The sequence below is a fragment of the Nocardia sp. NBC_00881 genome, from assembly GCF_045207455.1.
Classification (GTDB): Bacteria; Actinomycetota; Actinomycetes; order Mycobacteriales; family Mycobacteriaceae; genus Nocardia.
This window is the reverse complement of record NZ_CP108798.1, coordinates 1,681,432-1,703,374: the sequence shown is the minus strand read 5'-3', so window position 1 is coordinate 1,703,374 and position 21,943 is coordinate 1,681,432. Positions and strand designations below refer to the sequence as shown.

Annotated in this window: 1 protein-coding gene; it reads right to left on the bottom strand. The window is 65.1% G+C overall.

Annotated features, from left to right (window positions below; genetic code table 11):
- Nucleotides 1-4: 4 nt before the first annotated feature.
- On the bottom strand, nucleotides 5-21,940 hold the full coding sequence (locus tag OH799_RS06810; RefSeq protein ID WP_406276815.1) for a type I polyketide synthase: 21,936 nt from the start codon (nucleotides 21,938-21,940) through the stop codon (nucleotides 5-7).
- Between the last annotated feature and the right edge of the window lie 3 nt (nucleotides 21,941-21,943).

Here is a 21,943-nt window from a genome sequence, read left to right as displayed (position 1 = left end):
TCGATTAGACATCATCAAGCCAATCTTCTATTATTTCGACCACCGATGGCGCATCATCCGAGATAGCCGAATAGTGATCCGCTTCTACGCTTCTCACTATTTGGGAGTCAGACCATGGATCAGCAATCATGTACTCCCTTTCTCCAGCCGCCGACGTTGTATAGAAAAATGGGTTTGCGCATTTAATAAAGAGAACACTATTTCGTAGAGGGGACCACGCATAGTCGCGAAGAAGGTCGAGCCATCTAATCGATGCCGTAACGTTTGCGCTATTGAAGGTTCCGAGCTCGGACTCACGCTCCAACATCGATCCAACCAGCTGATCGATAGGTATGTTTGCCGCTTGCTCCCTCTCGAAGCTATCGATAAGAATTACGCCGGTGAAGCGCGATTCTCCTATCTCTTCCATTCTATTCGCGACTGCGTGCGCAAGGACGCCTCCAGAGGAATAGCCCGCCAATACAAACGGTTCGTCACCGGCAGCCTCCCTGACAGCTACGACTAGATCCTCTACAGCTGCGGGGAGGGACTCCGGGAGCGGCTCGCCAGATCTGAAACCAGGCAGTGCCATACTCAGTATGCTTCTCCGGTTTCCGAATGCATTTGCTATCCGTGCGTGCTGATGCACGCCGCCCGTAAAGATGGGCGAAGCGAGGAATACAATTCCTGGCGTCTTGGTTCCCCTGCCGAGTTCAGCCCGAATGCTAACCTGCGAAATGTCAGAAGAGCCGTATGTTGGACGCAACCCGCCTGCGACACGAAGCAGAGCTGTGCCTTCGTTCCATTTTCCGTCTTGGATCGCTTTTCTATATAGCGACACGAGAGATTCTTCGCCCTCGTGCTCTATATTAGTTTCGAGCACGAGATCGTTCTCCCGGGAAGTAATTTCTCGAGGACGTTCTCGAAGTTTATGTAGTATGTGATTCGCCAGCTCAGATATGGTTTCATATTCGAAGACCAGCGTCGCCGGTAGCCGTAGACCTGTCGCGGTGTTGAGGCGGTTACGAACCTCGACCGCGGTTAACGAATCGAACCCCAGGTCTCGGAAGTTGCGGTCGGCCTCGATGGCGGCGGCGCCGTCGTGACCGAGGACGGCCGCGACCTGACCACGGACCACCTCCAGCACCACCGACAACTGCTCGGACCCCGACAAACCCACCACCCGCTGCCGGAGGTCCGGGGCCGTCGTTGTCGCCATTCGGCGGGCGCTCGGCACCAAGCCCAACAACAGCGGGGAGACGGCGCCGATGCGGGTTCGCGCCGCCGGCGTAGCCATATCCAGTCGCGCGGCAACCACTCCAGCCCGATCCTGTCGCAGCGCCGCGTCGAACAAAGCCAACCCCTGCTCGGCCGACAGACCCAACACACCACCGTGGCTCATACGGGCGGCGTCGACCTCGCCGAGCTGCCCAGTCATCCCGGTCTCAGCGGTCCACAGTCCCCACGCGATCGCGGTGGCAGTGTGCCCAGCAACGCGGCGCTGCTCGGCGAGCATGTCGAGAAAGCTGTTGGCGGCGGCGTAGTTTCCCTGTCCGGGTGAGCCGAGCACTCCGGCCGCCGAGGAGTACAGCACAAACATCGCCAAATCCATCTCGCGAGTCAATTCATGCAGATACCAAGCGGCATCGGCCTTAGCCGACAACACGGTGTCGATTCGCTCGGGTGTCAGCGACGTCACCACACCGTCGTCGAGCACCCCTGCGGTGTGCACCACACCGGTCAACGGCCACTGGGTGGGCACGGTAGTCAGCAATTCGGTCACCGCCGCACGGTCGGACACATCACAAGCGACGATCTGCACGTGCGCGCCCAGTTCGGTCAGTTCAGCGGCCAACAGGTCCGCGCCGGGCGCGGCCGGTCCTCGACGGCTGGTCAGCAGCAGCGACGGCACCCGGTAGGCGGTAACCAGATGCCGGGCCAGCATCGCGCCCAACCCGCCGGTACCGCCGGTGATCAGTACCGTGCCCTCGGCGACGGCCGCCGCGACCGCGGAACCACCAACATCCACCCCAGCGGGCACGGACAAGACGACCTTGCCGGTATGCCGTGCTTGGCTGATGTATCGGAAGGCATCCGGAGCGTGGCGGATATCCCACACCTTGATCGGTAGCGGGGTGAGGGCTCCGCTGTCGAACATGGTTCGGAGATCGACCAGCATCTCCTGGATCCGGTCTCCCCCGGCGTCGCGCAGGTCGAAGGATTGATAGGCGACCGCGGGATAGGTGGTCGAGATCTGTGCGCTGTCGCGTATGTCGGTCTTTCCCATTTCGAGAAATCGCCCGCCGTGCGGCATCAACCGCAGCGAGGCGTCCACGAATTCTTCGGCCAGCGAATTCAAGACCACATCGACGCCACGACCAGCAGTGGCAGCAAGGAACTTCTCCTCGAATTGCAGTGTCCGGGAGTCTCCGATGTGTTCTTCGTCGAACCCCAGGGTGCGCAAGGTGTCCCATTTACGGTTGCTCGCGGTGCCGTACACTTCGATGCCCCATAGCCGGGCCAGTTGTGTTGCCGCCATTCCCACACCACCTGCCGCGCTGTGGATCAGCAGCTTCTCACCCGGTTGCATCCGCGCTAGGTCCCGCAGTCCGTAGTAGGCCGTCAGGAATACGGTGGGCACCGCTGCGGCCTGGGTGAACGACCAGCCTTCGGGAATGTGGGTAACAGTCCGGTTGTCTGCCACCGAATGGGGACCGATACCGCTTTCGACCAACCCCATCACTCTGTCGCCGGGTAGAAACCCTTCAACCCCGGGTCCGACCTCGGTGATCACACCAGCCGCTTCGCCGCCGATGAGGGTGTGTTCGGAGGACACCATGCCCAGGCAGAGCAGAACGTCGCGGAAGTTGACTCCGCCTGCTCGTACCGAAATTCGTACCTGCCCCGCGGCGAGTGGTTCGTCCCCAGCGTGCGATCGTCGCAGGGCCAAGTCGTCGAGGGTCCGGCCGGTACCCGCTTCCAATCGCCACGACTTCGTCTCCGGAACGGCCAGGCTCTGTGGTTCGGGTAGTCGGGTCAGTCGGGCGCTGTGCACGACGCCGGCGCGGAGCAGAATCTGTGGTTCCCCGCTGGCCAGGGCCGTTCCCAACCCGGGCACCAGCACACTATCGGTGTCGGGTGAAGTCTCAGGTCGGGTGTCGGTGTCGATGAGCACGACGCGGCCGGGGTGTTCCGACTGCGCCGAACGCACCAGACCCCATACCGTCGCAGCGGTCAGGTCGGCGGCGGTCGCGCCGGTGGACGTGACCGCTCCGCGGGTCAGGACCACCAGAGTGCTGGCGTCGAAGCGGGACTGACCCAACCAACGTTGCAGGACCGCCAACACCTGATGGGTCGCGGTGTGAACCCGACCCAACACATCGGACTCATCGGTGTGTTCGAGTTGTCGGAGGTCGTAGACCACGACCGGGGGTGTCGGTGCGCCATCCTCGCTCGCCCAGCTCACGAGAGCCTCCGCAGTAGAGAACACCCGTGATTCGGGTTCGGTGGCCGAAATCGGGGACTGCCAGGCCATCCACTGCACCCCACACAACCGGTCACGGGTTCCCGCCCCGGTCAGCGACTCGGTCGACAGTGCCCGAGTGGTGAGAGACCCGGCTGTCAGCACCGGGAGCCCGGCGGTGTCGGTGACGTGAACCGAGACCCCACCGTCACCGGTCGGGGAGATTCGTGCCCGCACCGCCGACGCACCACTGGCGTGCAGTGTCACGTTCTGCCACGCGAACGGCAGCACCACACCGGTATCGGCGTCGGCGCCGACAACCATGGCGTGCAGGACCGCGTCGAGCAAGGCCGGGTGTAGCCCGAACTGTTCGGCGTCGGTGACGGTGCCGGGTAGTTCGGCCTGCACGAACAGGTCCTCGCCGCGACGCCACACCGAACGCAACCCCTGGAACACCGGCCCATACCTGTAGCCGGTGTCGTTCAACACCTCGTAAAAGTCCTCGACCGCGACCGACGAGGTGTCCTGCGGCGGCCACACCGCCAACGACTCCCCCACCGGCTCGGCAGGATCGGAATGCTCGACCAACACACCCTGGGCGTGCAACATCCATTTGTTGTCGGCGTTCTCGACGCAGGAATACACCGATACCGCGCGGTGCCCGTGTTCGTCGGCCTCATCGACTACGACCTGAAGCTGCACCCCCGCCTCGTTCGACAACGCCAACGCTGCCACCAATGTCAGCTCTTGCAGCGAAGTGCAGCCCACCTCTTCGGCCGCACGCATAACCATCTCCACGAACCCGGTTCCGGGCAGCAGCACCACACCGTTCACGGCGTGGTCGGCCAGCCACGGCTGGGTGGCCAACGACAACCGGCCCGTCATCACCACACCACCGGTGCGTGGCGACACCACCACCGCGGCCAGCAACGGATGCGTGGCCGTGGACTGGCCCAACGAGGCCGCGTCGGTGTTTTTGCCGGCCTGCAGCCAGTAGTGACCGCGTTGGAAGGCATAGGTCGGCAATTCGACGAACCGGCCACCGACACCGAACAACCTGTCCCACACCACACCCACACCCGCCACATCCAACTGCGCGGCGGTGCGGAACGTGGTGTCGGTCTCGCCTCGGTCCTTGCCGAGTACCGGCACCGTGACCAGCGGACCCGGTTCGGATCGCTGGTCCTCGAGGATCTGGGTGATCAGCGCGGTCAATCCACCGTCGGGGCCGGCCACGACGAACCGGGTCGCCCCGGCCCGACGCAGAGTGCGCACACCCTCGGCGAACCGGACCGTGGCCCGCACATGATCGACCCAGTAGCGGGCAGAGGCCAGATCGGCGGCGACGAACTTACCGTCGATGTTGGACACGACCGGGATCGTGGGCTCGGCGAACGACAACCCGGCGAGCACCGCAGCGAACTCGTCGAGCATCGGCTCCATCAACGGGGAGTGGAATGCGTGCGACACCTGCAGCCAACTCACCCGCCGACCCCCGGCCTGCAAACGCTCCACCACCACAGTGACGTCGTCGCGGACTCCGGAGATCACCACCGCCTGCGCGCCGTTGACCGCAGCGATCGTGGTCTGCGCGGTGAGCAGGGGAACGACCTCGGCCTCGGATGCCTGCACCGCGGCCATGGCCCCGCCCTCGGGCAAGGCCTGCATCAACCGTCCCCGCGCGGCCACCAACACCACCGCGTCCGCCAGGGACAAGACACCTGCGGCGTGTGCGGCGTTCACCTCTCCGATGGAATGCCCAGCCACGAAATCGGGGCGAACACCCCAGTCCTGCAACAGTCGGGTCACCCCGACTCCCACTACGAACAACGCCGCCTGCGCGAACTGCGTCTGGTTGAGAACGTGTTGGTCCACACCCCACATCAGCTCTCGCAACGAGACACCCAACTGGGTGTCCATCGCCTCGAATGCTTCGTCGACAGCCTGCGCGAACACCGGGAACTGGGCATACAGTTGCTGGCCCATGCCCACCCACTGCGCTCCCTGTCCGGGGAACACCAACGCCGTCTTGCCGTGAGTGTGGACTGTTCCCGACAGCACACCACTGCCCGATGCTCCCTCGGCCAGCGCGGTCAACCCGGTCATCAGTTCCCGCCGGTCGGCACCCACGATCACCGCGCGGTGATCGAACCGCGACCGCCCCACCAACGTCCGTGCCACATCCCGCGCCGACAGGTCCTGCTGTCGCTGTAGGTGGTCGAGCAGTCGTCGAGCCTGTCCGGTCAGTCCGGACTCGGTCCGCGCCGACACCACCCACGCCACCACGGTGGGGGTGTTGGCCTGCTCCTCGATCACCGTGTCGTCGAGTTCTATCGTCGGGTCGTCGAGTTCGGTGGACGGCACCGGTTCGACAACCATGTCGGGTGCTTGTTCGAGGATGAGGTGGGCGTTGGTGCCGCTGATCCCGAATGCCGATACCGCCGCGCGGCGGGGGTGGTCGCTGGCGGGCCAGTCGCGGGCCTCGGTGAGCAGTTCCACCCGCCCCGCGGTCCAGTCCACATGGGTCGACGGTGCATCCACGTGCAGGGTCTTGGGCAGGATTCCTCGGCGCAGGGCCTGCACCATCTTGATGACACCGGCCACACCGGCCGCGGCTTGGGTGTGTCCGATGTTGGATTTTATCGAGCCCAGCCACATAGGCCGGTCCCAGGGTCGGTCCTGGCCGTAGGTGGCCAGCAGGGCTTGGGCCTCGATCGGGTCGCCGAGGCGTGTGCCGGTGCCGTGGGCTTCGACCACGTCGACCTCGGCGGGCGCGACTCCGGCGGCGGCGAGCGCGCGTCGGATCACTCGTTGTTGGGAGGGACCGTTGGGGGCGGTCAACCCGTTGGAGGCACCATCCTGGTTGATCGCGCTACCGCGTATCACCGCCAGCACCTGATGTCCGTTGCGTTGGGCGGCGGACAACCGTTCCAGCACCAGCACACCCGAACCTTCGCCCCACCCGGTGCCGTCGGCAGTGTCGGCGAACGGTTTGCAGCGGCCATCGGCAGCCAATCCCCGCTGCCGGGAGAACTCCACGAATCCCGCCGGCGTGGCCATCACCGTCACGCCACCGGCCAACGCCAGCGAGCATTCCCCCGACCGCAACGCCGCCACCGCCTGGTGCAACGCCACCAGACTCGACGAACACGCCGTATCCACCGACACCGCCGGCCCCTCCAACCCCAGCACATACGACACCCGACCCGACACCACACTCGCCGCCGACCCGGTCACCCGGTACCCCTCCACACCCGAATCGTCGCCGCCCACCCCGCCCGGCCTATACGACTGATCGCTGACGCCGATGAAGACTCCGGTGTCGCTGCCGCGCAACGATCCCGGATCGATGCCGGCGTGTTCGAGCGATTCCCACGCGGTTTCCAGCATTACGCGTTGTTGGGGGTCCATCGCTGTCGCTTCCCGCGGGCTGATCCCGAAGAACCCGGCATCGAACTCGCTCGCGTCCTGGACGAACCCACCCTCCCGGGTGTAGGACTTGCCTGCCACTCCGGGTTCGGGGTGGTAGAGGGCTTCCACATCCCAACCTCGGTCGGTCGGGAACCCCGACACCCCGTCGAGGCCGTCGAGGACCAGACGCCACAGCTCCTCCGGGGAGGACACTTTGCCGGGGAATCGACACCCCATACCCACGATCGCCACCGGCTCCGACACCGCTACCAGCGCCGGCGTTGCTGCTACCGAGCTTAATTCTGCGACATCTGACAGTTCTTGCAGGATGTGGGTGGTGACGGTTTCGGGTGTCGGGTAGTCGAAGATCAGCGTGGCCGGGAGTCGTAGGCCGGTCGCGGTGTTGAGACGGTTGCGTGCTTCGACCGCGGTCAACGAGTCGAATCCCAGATCCCGGAAGTTGCGGTCGGCCTCGATGGCGGTGGCGCGGTCGTGACCGAGGACGGCCGCGACCTGACTCCGGACCACGTCGAGCACCATCGTCAACTGTTCGGGCTCGGGCAGGCCCGCCATCCGCTGCCGGAGGTCGGCCGAGGTGGTCGCTTCGGTTTGTTCTTGTTCTGCCTGGAGCGCTGTCTGTGCTTCGGGTATCTCCTGGATCAGCGGCCGGTGTTTGGACATCGTGTAGAGGGGGGCGAATTGTCTCCAGTCCAGATCCGCGATCGTCAGGGTTGTTTCGTCGCGGCTCACGGCATGACTCAAAGCCTGCAAGGCCAGACCCGGCTCCATCAACCGCACACCGTTCCGGTCCAGATACTCCGTACTGCCGACCGTCGCGACCATCCCTGCGGCTGCCCATCCGCCCCACGCCAGCGAGGTAGCGGTCAAGCCGCGTGAGCGACGGTCCTCGGCCAGGTTGTCCAGGTAGGCGTTTCCGGCTGCGTATGCCGCACCACCTGCGTTGCCCCAGGTGGCGGCACCGGAGGAGAATAAGACGAACGCATCCAGGCGACGATCACCGAGCAGTTCGTCCAGGTGCCGTGCGCCTGCGACCTTGGGTTCGACGACCGCCGCCAACGATGACGCAACGACCTCGGTGATCGGGCTCTGCGATCCGATACCTGCGGCGTGGACCACAGCGGTCAAACCACCAGCGTCGTCGTCGATGGCGGCCAGTACCGCGGCCACGTCGTCACGCCGAGTCACATCACAAGTGGCGAAAGTGGCCCGGGACCCGAGTGAACGTAGTTGCGTCTCCAACTGGACAGCACCCTGCGCCTTGTGTCCGCGGCGGCTGGCCAGCACCACATGATCTGCACCGTTTTCGGCAGCCCACCGTGCCAGGTGTCCGCCGATTCCTCCGGTACCGCCGGTGATCAGTACTGTTCCGCGAGGCTTCCATCCTCCATCCATCGAGGATCCGGTCAGCGAGGTCCGCACCATCCGGCGGCCGTAGACACCGGAGGAACGGACCGCGAGCTGGTCCTCCCCGTCGTCCCGGGACAACGACATGAGCAGACGCCGCAGGGCTGCTTGGTCTCGTACTTCGGGTAGGTCGATCGATCCACCCCACCATGTGGGGAACTCCAGACCGGCAACCTGACCCACACCCCACATCTGGGCCTGCATCGTGCTGGTGATCCGATCCGAGGCAACTGCCTTGACCGCCCCGCTCGTCACACACCACAAACGCGCTTCAGCACCGATATCACTGTGCGCCTGAAGTAGCAACAGGTTCGCCAGCAATCCTCTTGTCACCGAGGAGGCCTGACTGCTCGGCCGGTCATCGAGAGCAGCAACAGACAGTATCCCGGATACGTCGTTCATCTGCGCTGATGCTCGAAGCAGGGCAACAACATCCGATCGCGACATACCTTCGGCGTCGATGGCGGCGTAGCGAACTCCCACGCCCGCACCACGGAAAACGTCGATCACATCGTCGACGACAACACCATCGCTCGACCCGACAACAAGCCAATCCCCTGCCAACCGCACTGGTTCAGCGGCGCCGCTCGGCCCGCCACCAAACCAATCCCCGACAAACCGCACTGGTTCATCGGATAACAGCTGCCACTCGATTCGATAGCACCACGAATCGATCAACGCCTGATCCTGGTGACGCTGCCGCCACGACGACAGCACCGGCAATGCTTCACCGAAGGGTTGCTGCGGATCGATCCCCAGCGTTCTCAGGTCGCCACGATCGACCGCCTGCCAGAACTCGATATCGGTCGCGTCCGGGGTCGTGTCCCCTGCCCCGGTGGGTTCGAGCCAGTAGTGGCGTCGTTGGAATGCGTAGGTCGGCAACTCGACTCGCTGTCCGCGGCCCTGAAGTATCGCCTCCCAGTCCACACTCACACCCGCCACATCCAACTGTGCGGCGGTGTTCAACGCGGTTTCCGCTTCGTCACGGTCTTTGCCCAGTACGGCCGCCACTACCGGGTCGACTGTTGTGGGCCGCTCGTCGAGGCATTGGGTGATCAGTCCTGTCAGTCCCCCGTCCGGGCCTGCGATGATGAACTGGGTCGCTCCAGCGTGGTGCAGAGCCTGCACACCCTCGGCGAAACGCACCGTCGCTCGCACATGATCAACCCAGTAACGGACAGAGGCCAGATCAGCAGCGACGAACTCACCGTCGATGTTGGACACGACCGGGATCGTGGGCTCGGCGAACGACAACTCGGCGAGCACCGCAGCGAACTCGTCGAGCATCGGCGCCATCAACGGGGAATGGAACGCATGCGACACCGGCAACCAGTTCACCTTCCGGCCGTCGTTGTGCAGCCGCTCCACGACCACAGCGACTTCCTCCCGCACACCGGAAACCACCACCGATTTCGGTCCATTGACCGCCGCGAGAGCCACCCCCGCGGTCAACAAAGGAACAACCTCGGCCTCCGACGCCTGCACCGCGGCCATCGCCCCACCCTCGGGCAACGCCTGCATCAACCGTCCCCGGGCAGCCACCAACACCACAGCGTCTTCGAGCGTCAAAACACCTGCGGCATGAGCGGCATTCACTTCACCGATGGAATGTCCGGCCACAAAGTCCGGGCGCACACCCCACTCCCGCAACAGTCGCGTCACCCCGACTCCTACCGCGAACAACGCCGCCTGCGCGAACTGTGTCTGGTCGAGAACATGCCGATCCTCGCCCCACATCAACTCACGCAACGAAACACCCAACTGGGCATTCATCCCCTCGAGAGCTTCGTCGACAGCCTGCGCGAACACCGGGAACGCGGCATACAGTTGCCGGCCCATGCCCACCCACTGGGCGCCCTGGCCGGGAAACACCAATGCCGTCTTACCGTGTTTGTGCACCACACCCGACACCACGCCGGCGGCTGGTGCCTGCTCGGCCAGTGCCGACAGCCCGGCCAGCAATTCGTCGCGGTCACCGCCCACAATCACCGCACAATGGTCGAATGCTGACCGGCCCGACAAGGTTGTGGCCACATCCACCGGGTCGATCTGCGGATGCTGCTCCAGATAGGTCAGCAGGCGACGTGCCTGCCCGGTCAACGCTTCCCCGGTCCGCGCCGACACCGGCCACCCCACCGCGACCAACCCGTTGTGCTCGGGCTCATCCCGACCGGGCTCGCTCCGGTCGGCGGTCTCGACAGCCGGTCCTTGTTCCAGGATGACGTGTGCGTTGGTGCCACTGAGTCCGAACGACGACACCGCGGCCCGCCGCGGACGGCCCTCGACCTGCCAGTCACCCTGCTCGACGAGCAACTCCACCCGGCCCGCGGTCCAGTCCACGCGCGAGGACGGGGCACCCACATGCAATGTTTTGGGCAGCGCCCCGTGACGCAACGCCTGAACCATCTTGATCACACCGGCCACACCGGCAGCGGCCTGTGTGTGACCGATATTCGATTTGATCGACCCCAACCACAACGGCTGCGCCTGCTGGTCCCGCTGTCCGTAAGTGGCCAGCAGTGCCTGAGCCTCGATCGGATCTCCCAACGTCGTTCCAGTGCCGTGCGCCTCCACCACATCGACCTCGGCAGCAGAGACCCCGGCATTCGCCAACGCCCGCCGGATCACCTTTTGCTGAGACAGACTGTTGGGTGCTGTCAACCCGTTGCTGGCGCCGTCCTGGTTGACCGCCGAACCACGCACAACCGCCAGCACCTGATGTCCGTTGCGCACCGCGTCCGACAATCGCTCCAGCACCAGCACACCCGAACCTTCGCCCCACCCGGTGCCGTCGGCAGTGTCGGCGAACGGTTTGCAGCGGCCATCGGCAGCCAATCCCCGCTGCCGGGAGAACTCCACGAATCCCGCCGGCGTGGCCATCACCGTCACGCCACCGGCCAACGCCAGCGAGCATTCCCCCGACCGCAACGCCGCCACCGCCTGGTGCAACGCCACCAGACTCGACGAACACGCCGTATCCACCGACACCGCCGGCCCCTCCAACCCCAGCACATACGACACCCGACCCGACACCACACTCGCCGCCGACCCGGTCACCCGGTACCCCTCGACCCCGGAATCGTCGCTGCCGTACCCACTGCTCCCCGAACCAACCCCGTAGGACTGATCGATGACGCCGATGAAGACTCCGGTGTCGCTGCCGCGCAACGATCCCGGTCTGATTCCGGCGTGTTCCAACGTTTCCCACACCGTTTCCAACAGCACCCGCTGCTGAGGGTCCATCGCTGTCGCTTCCCGCGGGCTGATCCCGAAGAACCCGGCATCGAACTCGCTCGCGTCCTGGACGAACCCACCCTCCCGGGTATAGGACTTGCCTGCCACACCAGGCTCAGGATCGAACAACTCCGACACATCCCAACCTCGGTCGGTCGGAAATCCCCCGATCACATCCCGGCCGTCGAGGACCAGCTGCCACAGCTCCTCCGGGGAGGACACCCCGCCCGGGAATCGACACCCCATACCCACGATCGCCACCGGCTCCGACACCCCCACCAGCGTCGCCACCGGCACCGGCACATGCGCATCAGAGGTTCCGAGCAGTTCTTGCAGGATGTGGGTGGTGACGGTTTCGGGTGTCGGGTAGTCGAAGATCAGCGTGGCCGGGAGTCGTAGGCCGGTCGCGGTGTTGAGACGGTTGCGTGCTTCGACCGCGGTCAACGAGTCGAATCCCAGATCCCGGAAGTTGCGGTCGGCCTCGATGGCGGTGGCGCGGTCGTGACCGAGGACGGCCGCGACCTGACTCCGGACCACGTCGAGCACCATCGTCAACTGTTCGGGCTCGGGCAGGCCCGCCATCCGCTGCCGGAGGTCGGCCGAGGTGGTCGCTTCGGTTTGTTCTTGTTCTGCCTGGAGCGCTGTCTGTGCTTCGGGTATCTCCTGGATCAGCGGCCGGTGTTTGGACATCGTGTAGAGGGGGGCGAATTGTCTCCAGTCCAGATCCGCGATCGTCAGGGTTGTTTCGTCGCGGCTCACGGCATGACTCAAAGCCTGCAAGGCCAGACCCGGCTCCATCAACCGCACACCGTTCCGGTCCAGATACTCCGTACTGCCGACCGTCGCGACCATCCCTGCGGCTGCCCATCCGCCCCACGCCAGTGAGGTAGCGGTCAAGCCGCGTGAGCGACGGTCCTCGGCCAGGTTGTCCAGGTAGGCGTTTCCGGCTGCGTATGCCGCACCACCTGCGTTGCCCCAGGTGGCGGCACCGGAGGAGAATAAGACGAACGCATCCAGGCGACGATCACCGAGCAGTTCGTCCAGGTGCCGTGCGCCTGCGACCTTGGGTTCGACGACCGCCGCCAACGATGACGCAACGACCTCGGTGATCGGGCTCTGCGATCCGATACCTGCGGCGTGGACCACAGCGGTCAAACCACCAGCGTCGTCGTCGATGGCGGCCAGTACCGCGGCCACGTCGTCACGCCGAGTCACATCACAAGTGGCGAAAGTGGCCCGGGACCCGAGTGAACGTAGTTGCGTCTCCAACTGGACAGCACCCTGCGCCTTGTGTCCGCGGCGGCTGGCCAGCACCACATGATCTGCACCGTTTTCGGCAGCCCACCGTGCCAGGTGTCCGCCGATTCCTCCGGTACCGCCGGTGATCAGTACTGTTCCGCGAGGCTTCCATCCTCCATCCATCGAGGATCCGGTCAGCGAGGTCCGCACCATCCGGCGGCCGTAGACACCGGAGGAACGGACCGCGAGCTGGTCCTCCCCGTCGTCCCGGGACAACGACATGAGCAGACGCCGCAGGGCTGCTTGGTCTCGTACTTCGGGTAGGTCGATCGATCCACCCCACCATGTGGGGAACTCCAGACCGGCAACCTGACCCACACCCCACATCTGGGCCTGCATCGTGCTGGTGATCCGATCCGAGGCAACTGCCTTGACCGCCCCGCTCGTCACACACCACAAACGCGCTTCAACACCGATACCTTCAACACCGATATCACTGAGCGCCTGAAGTAGCAACAGGTTTGCCAGCAATCCTCTTGTCACCGAAGAAGACTCACTGCTCGGCCGGTCATCGAGAGCAGCAACAGACAGTATCCCGGATACGTCGTTCATCTGCGCTGATGCTCGAAGCAGGGCAACAACATCCGATCGCGACATACCTTCGGCGTCGATGGCGGCGTAGCGAACTCCCACGCCCGCACCACGGAAAACGTCGATCACATCGTCGACGACAACACCATCGCTCGACCCGACAACAAGCCAATCCCCTGCCAACCGCACTGGTTCAGCGGCGCCGCTCGGCCCGCCACCAAACCAATCCCCGACAAACCGCACTGGTTCATCGGATAACAGCTGCCACTCGATTCGATAGCACCACGAATCGATCAACGCCTGATCCTGGTGACGCTGCCGCCACGACGACAGCACCGGCAATGCTTCACCGAAGGGTTGCTGCGGATCGATCCCCAGCGTTCTCAGGTCGCCACGATCGACCGCCTGCCAGAACTCGATATCGGTCGCGTCCGGGGTCGTGTCCCCTGCCCCGGTGGGTTCGAGCCAGTAGTGGCGTCGTTGGAATGCGTAGGTCGGCAACTCGACTCGCTGTCCGCGGCCCTGAAGTATCGCCTCCCAGTCCACACTCACACCCGCCACATCCAACTGTGCGGCGGTGTTCAACGCGGTTTCCGCTTCGTCACGGTCTTTGCCCAGTACGGCCGCCACTACCGGGTCGACTGTTGTGGGCCGCTCGTCGAGGCATTGGGTGATCAGTCCTGTCAGTCCCCCGTCCGGGCCTGCGATGATGAACTGGGTCGCTCCAGCGTGGTGCAGAGCCTGCACACCCTCGGCGAAACGCACCGTCGCTCGCACATGATCAACCCAGTAACGGACAGAGGCCAGATCAGCAGCGACGAACTCACCGTCGATGTTGGACACGACCGGGATCGTGGGCTCGGCGAACGACAACTCGGCGAGCACCGCAGCGAACTCGTCGAGCATCGGCGCCATCAACGGGGAATGGAACGCATGCGACACCGGCAACCAGTTCACCTTCCGGCCGTCGTTGTGCAGCCGCTCCACGACCACAGCGACTTCCTCCCGCACACCGGAAACCACCACCGATTTCGGTCCATTGACCGCCGCGAGAGCCACCCCCGCGGTCAACAAAGGAACAACCTCGGCCTCCGACGCCTGCACCGCGGCCATCGCCCCACCCTCGGGCAACGCCTGCATCAACCGTCCCCGGGCAGCCACCAACACCACAGCGTCTTCGAGCGTCAAAACACCTGCGGCATGAGCGGCATTCACTTCACCGATGGAATGTCCGGCCACAAAGTCCGGGCGCACACCCCACTCCCGCAACAGTCGCGTCACCCCGACTCCTACCGCGAACAACGCCGCCTGCGCGAACTGTGTCTGGTCGAGAACATGCGGATCCTCGCCCCACATCAACTCACGCAACGAAACACCCAACTGGGCATTCATCCCCTCGAGAGCTTCGTCGACAGCCTGCGCGAACACCGGGAACGCGGCATACAGTTGCCGGCCCATACCCACCCACTGGGCGCCCTGGCCGGGAAACACCAATGCCGTCTTACCCTGGGCACCCACCACACCCGACACCACACCGACCGCCGGTGTCCGGTCGACCAATGCCGACAATCCGGCCAACAGCTCATCGCGATCAGCGCCCACAACCACCGCACGGTGATCGAACCGTGACCGCCCCACCAACGTCCGCGCTACATCCCGCGCCGACAGGTCCTGCTGTCGCTGTAAGTAGTCGAGCAATTGTCGAGCCTGCCCGATCAACGCCTCCCCGGTCCGCGCCGACACCACCCACGCCACCACGACAGGGGTGTCGGCCTGCTCCTCGATCACCGTGTCGTCGGGTTCGGTGGACAACATCGGTCCGACAACCATGTCGGGTGCCTGTTCCAGAATGACGTGTGCATTGGTGCCACTGAGCCCGAACGACGACACCCCGGCCCGCCGCGGACGACCCTCGACCCGCCAATCACCCTGCTCGACGAGCAACTCCACCCGACCCGCGGACCAGTCCACACTCGAAGACGGAGCACCCACATGCAACGTTTTCGGCAGCACCCCGTGACGCAACGCCTGAACCATCTTGATCACACCGGCCACACCCGCCGCCGCCTGCGTGTGACCGATATTCGATTTGATCGACCCCAACCACAACGGCTGCGCCTGCTGGTCCCGCTGTCCGTAAGTGGCCAGCAGGGCCTGAGCCTCGATCGGATCTCCCAATGTCGTTCCGGTGCCGTGCGCCTCCACCACATCGACATCCGCAGGCTCCAACCCGGCGTTCGCCAACGCCGACGCGATCACCCGCTCCTGCGACAGACCGTTCGGCGCCGTCAAGCCGTTACTCGCACCGTCCTGATTCACCGCCGAACCCCGTACCACCGCAAGAACGTCATGCCCCAGACGCTGTGCGTCCGACAGCCGCTCCACCACCAACACCGCCGCACCCTCCGACCACGCCACCCCATCGGCCGCCGCCGAAAACGACTTACACCGACCATCCGCAGCCAAACCCCGCTGCCGCGAGAACTCCACGAACACCTGCGGTGTCGCCATCACCGTCGCCCCGCCTACCAACGCCAGCGAACTCTCCCCCTGACGCAATGCCTGACACGCCGTATGCAACGCCACCAACGACGACGAACACGCCGTATCCACCGTCAGCGCCGGCCCCTCCAACCCCAACACATACGACACCCGACCCGACACCACACTCGCCGCCGACCCGGTCACCCGGTACCCCTCGACCTCCGACCCCGCCCTACGTACCAAATCCTCGTAGTCTTGATACATCACCCCCGTATAGACACCGGTGTCACTACCCCGCAACGACGTCGGATCGATCCCCGCATGCTCCAACGCCTCCCAGGACACCTCCAACAACAACCGCTGCTGCGGATCCATCCCCACTGCCTCCCGCGGTCCGATCCCGAAGAACCCCGCATCGAAACCCGCTGCATCCCTGAGGAATCCGCCCTCCCGGACATAGGAGGTACCCGAATGGTCGGGATCCGGATGAAACAGACGATCCAGATCCCAACCGCGATCGAGGGGAAACCCACCGATGGCGTCCACACCCGATAACACCAGATCCCACAAGTCATTCGCGGACCCGACACCACCGGGATACCGGCAAGCCATTCCGACAATGGCGATCGGCTCATCGACACGCATCCGGCGCACGGTTCTCGCCGTCCGCCGTGCGGTGTCGGGGTTGTCCCCGACCCGGGACCCGATGAACGCCGCCACCGACCGCGCCGTGGGATAGTCGAAGACAAGGGTGGTTGGCAATCGCAAACCCGTGGCCTTGCCGAGCCGGTCGCGGAACTCCACCGCAACCAGCGAGTCGAAACCCATTTCACTGAACGGCCTCTCGACATCGATCAGGTCGCCCGAGGCATAACCCAGTACCGAGGCGACCTGATTCCGCACAAAGTCGAGCACGATCGCGTCGCGTTTGTCCGACCCCGACGCCAACAGCCTCGCCAAAGCCTGCCGCGGTACCAGCTTTGATCCGGGGTCCCCACCACCACTGCTGTCGGCGCGGCGCGGCACCGTCACCAGCGACCGCAGCAGATCGGGCAACAGACCCGCGCGGGCCTGACTCGACAATGACGCCATATCGAGGTCGACCGCGGCGACGAATGGTGCGCCCGCACCACCGGCCAGGTCGAACAGCGCAAGCCCATCGGATTCCGACAAGGAGCGCAAACCCATCCGCGACAACCGCTCCACCGCAGCCGCACCGAGATCGGCGGTCATCCCACTGTCTTGACTCCACGGACCCCACGCCACCGACACCGCAGGCAAACCCGCGTGGACACGGCGACGCGCCAACGCATCCAACACCGAATTCGCCGCCGCATAGTTGCCCTGCCCCGCCGACCCCAATACCGCGGCAATCGAAGAGAACAAGACAAACGCCGACAGATCGCGATCCAAGGTCAGCTCATGCAGATTCAGCGCCGCATCCACCTTCGGCGCGAGTACCCGATCGACCTGCTCGGACGTGAGCGTCTCGACAGTACCGTCGGCCAACACCCCCGCCGCGTGAATGACGGCGGTCAACGCCGGGCCATCGGAAATATCGTCGAGCATCACCGCCACCGCAGCACGATCACTCACATCACACGCCACCACCCGCGTCCGAGCCCCCAACTCGGTCAACTCGGCGACGAGTGCGGCAACACCGTCGGCCCGCTCACCCCGCCGCGACACCAACACCAGATCACGCACCCCATACGTCCCGACCACATGCCGCGCCATCAACGCACCCAAGCCACTGGTACCACCGGTGATCAACACCGCACCCGAACCGAACGCGATACTCTCGGTTTTGGTCTCACGACGGACCAACCTCGGGGCCAACAGCACACCGGAACGCACAGCCAACTGGGACTCGTCACCGGCCAGGGCCGAGGCGACCAGGTCGGAGGTCACCTCGGTGTCGGTGTCCAACAAGATGATCCGGCCGGGGTATTCGGACTGGGCACTGCGCAACAGTCCCCAGATCGCCGCCGCGGCCAAGTCGGATGTCTCCCCAGGTACGCCGGCGGCATTGCGGGTCACTACCACCAACCGTGCCTCGGACGGCAGGCGCAGCCAGGTCTGCAACTGCGCCAGAGTGGTCTTCACGCTGTCACGAACAACGGCGGGTGAGAACAGCCCCACCCTCCTCACCTCGGAATCGACGAACCACACCACTACATCCGAAGCATCACCGGCTTTGGCCAAGGCGGCCATATCCGGATAGTTTTCGGCGAACCCGCCTGTGCCGCCGACCGCGATAATGCGCCCCGGATCACCCGTAGCCGGGGTCGCCGCGGCGCTCCACTGCAGGTCGTAAAGGGCATGACTGCTCCGGCCGGCCTGCAACACCCGGCTGTCCACCGAACGGGCCCGCACCGCATCGATGCTCAACACCAGCCCACCGGTGTCATCGCCGAGTTCCACCCGCACGGTATCGGCGCTACCGCGTCGGATCCGGGCGGTCACCGCCGCCGTCCCCCGGCGGTGCAGGCGCACGCCGGTGAACGAGAACGGCAGCGGCGCCCGGTCCGGGGACGAATCGGCGGCCAACTCCTGTGCCGCGGCGTGCAGGCAGGTGTCCAACAACGCCGGATGAATCCCGAATCGGGAAGCCTCTTCAACAATCTCGCCGGACAGTCGGACCTCGGCCAGGACCTCGCCATCGGTATGCCATAGCTGCCGGACTCCCTGGAACGCGGGGCCGTAGCCGAGCCCACGCGCAGCCAACCGGTCGTACAACGATTCACCCGAGGTCGCATCCTCTGCCGGGCCGGCACCGTCGTACGCCAACGCCTCGATCGTGGCACCCGGGGCGAGAATGCCACGGGCGTGAGTGATTCCGCCTGCACCCGAAGGTGGTTCGTCGACTATTCGAGAAGCCACGACAAACCGTCTGCGCACATCCTTGTCGGGAGTTTCGACCCAGATCTGGACATCGACCTCGGTCCCGCCGTCCAAACGCAACGGCGCCTCCAGCACCAGTTCCTCGACGACCTCGAGGCCCAATCGAGCGCCGACCGCCAACGCCAACTCCACGAAACCCGTCCCCGGAAACAACACCACCCCGAACACCGTGTGATCGGCGATCCATGGATACGCCGCCACCGAAAGCCGACCGGTGAACAACCACTCGTCGCTACCCGCCAGGGAGACCGCCGCACCGAGCAGCGGATGATCGACCGCGATCAAACCGGCACGACCCACATCACCGACACCACCGTGTGCCGACAGCCAGTACCGTGCCCGTTGGAATGCATAAGTCGGCAAGGCAATTCGTTTCGGCGACCGTCCTGCGTACATGCGGCGCCAATCCACCTCGAGTCCCGCAACGTGCGCGGCGGCCAGGAACGTGGTCAACTGCACGACCTCATCTGCGCCGCGACGGCCGGCGGCAGCAACTAAGAGCGAGGCCCGCGTCTCGACCTCGGGTTCCTCGGCCAGACACTGCCCGGTCATCGCAGTGAGCACGGAATCCGGGCCCAGCTCCAGAAACCGCCGTGCCCCGGCGTCGACCAACGCCCGCACTCCCGGTGCAAACCGCACGGCCGACCGCACCTGACGCACCCAGTATTCCGGATCGGTCAGCTCGCGACCCACCTCGCCGGTCACGTTCGACACGACCGGAACCGTGGGCACTCGATAGGTCAAACCCACTGCCACCGCACGGAACTCGGCAAGCATCGGCTCCATCAACACCGAATGGAAGGCATGACTGACCCGCAACCGATTCGTCTTCACTCCCATGACAGCGAGTTGCCGCTCGACCTCGCCGACCGCGGCGGCGTCTCCGGACAACACCACCGAGGACGGACCGTTCACCGCAGCCACCGACAGCCGGCCGGCGTATCCGGCCACCAGTGCGGCCGCTTTGTCTTCGGAGACCGCCACCGCCGACATCGCCCCGCCCTCCGCCAGCGCACCCATCAACCGACCGCGCGCTGCCACCAATGCGCACGCGTCCGACAGCGACCAGACCCCGGCGACATACGCCGCCGCCAGCTCGCCGATGGAGTGACCGAGCAGCACCGTCGGTGTCACACCGAAGGATTCGACCAACCGGAACATCGCCACCTCGAAGGCGAACAACGCCGGCTGCGTCCACTCGGTCCGATCCAACGCTCGTCCCGGTGTGTTGGAGCCTGCCACGGCGTGCTTTGGGCCGGGGGCCGGGAGCCCCGCATCGTCCTCGGCAAACATCAGGTCTTTCAACGCACGCCCGAGCAGAGGGTCGAACGCGGCGCACAGCTCGTCCAACGCCGCCGCAAACACCGGAAACGCCTCGTACAGTTCTCGACCCATTCCGGGCCGCTGCGCGCCTTGGCCGGTGAACAAAAACGCTGTGCGGCCGGTGCCCGCGACACCGCTGACCACACCGGCGCCGTGTGAGAGCACGTCCGAGCGCTCTGAGGAACCGTCCTCGGCGAGAGTCGCCAGACCGGCCAGCAGTTCGTCCCGGTCGCGCCCCACGACCACACCGCGCCAGTCCAACACTGCGCGCGAGGTCGCCAACGAATGCGCCACATCCCACATATCCGCGTCGGGTTTGCCGATCAACCACTGCCTCAGTCGCGCCGCCTGTGCTCGTAGACCCGGCTCGGATTTCGCAGACACGACCCACGCAACAACCGAGGGTTGGGCATCCTGCCCGACTTCACCTCTGGAATCTGCGCCGTCCGGCCAACGAAGTCGGGCAGGATGCCCAACCCCCTCGGGACTGACGTCCCTTCTCGGCGCCTCTTCGATAATCACGTGCGCGTTGGTGCCGCTGACCCCGAACGCCGACACACCTGCCCGACGCAGCCGCTCCCCCGCGGGCCACGGCTGCGCCTCGGTCAACAACCGCACCGTGCTCGCCGACCAATCCACGTGGGGCGTCGGCGCATCCACGTGCAGGGTCTTCGGCAATATTCCGTACCGCATCGCCTGCACCAGCTTGATCACACTCCCAACCCCGGCTGCGGCCGACGTGTGGCCGATATTCGACTTGAGCGATCCCAAACGCAGCGGCCCGCTCTTCCGCCGCTGCCCATAGACACCGATCAGCGCCCGAGCCTCGATCGGATCCCCCAACATCGTGCCCGTGCCATGCGCCTCCACCGCGTCGACATCCCAGGGGTCCAAACCGGCATTGGCCAACGCCTGCCGTACAACCTGTTCCTGTGACGGACCGTTCGGTGTAGTCAACCCCTTGCTTGCGCCATCCTGATTGACTGCGCTGCCGCGCACCACTGCCAACACGGTATGCCCGAGCCGCTGGGCATCCGACAACCGCTCCAACACTAATATCCCCAGCCCGTCGGAGAAGCCCGTCCCGTCAGCGGCCGCTGCGAACGCCTTGCACCGCGCATCGCGCGACAGCGCGCGCTGTCGCGCGAACGCGATCAGCATGGTCGGCTCCGACATCACGGTCACGCCGCCTGCCAGGGCAAGCGAGGTGCCGCCCTGGCGCAACGCCTGACATGCAAGGTCCAGCGCGACCAACGACGAGGAGCACGCGGTGTCGATCGACATCGCGGGACCCTTGAAACCGAACGTATAGGAGACCCGGCCGGACAGGATGGAGTTCGCCACACCGAGGCCGGCATGGCCTTCCGACTCGGCCGCCAACGTCGGCGAGCCGACGAGGGGACCATAGTGCTGGTGGATGACTCCGGTGAAGATGCCGGTATCGCTGCCGCGCAACGACACCGGGTCGATACCGGCGTCTTCCAACGCTTCCCAGGACGCCTCCAGCATCAGACGCTGCTGCGGATCCATCACGACGGCTTCCCGGGGGCTGATTCCGAAGAACTCCGCATCGAAATCTGCTACGTCGTAGAGGAATCCACCGTTACGGGTGTAGATCGTGCCCGGCACATCCGGATCCGGGTTGTACAGCCGCTCCAGATCCCACCCGCGGTCGACTGGAAAGTCCCCTATCGCGTCCACACCATCCGCGGTCACCCGCCACAGATCCTCGGGTGACCGCACACCGCCCGGGTACCGGCAGGCCATGCCGACAATGGCGATGGGCTCCCGTGCCCGGTCGGTGAGCTTGCTGAGTTGCTGTCTGGTCTCGAACAGCTCCTTCGCGCTCTTCCTGAGGTATCGGCGCAGCTCGTCGGTGTCGGCCATCGG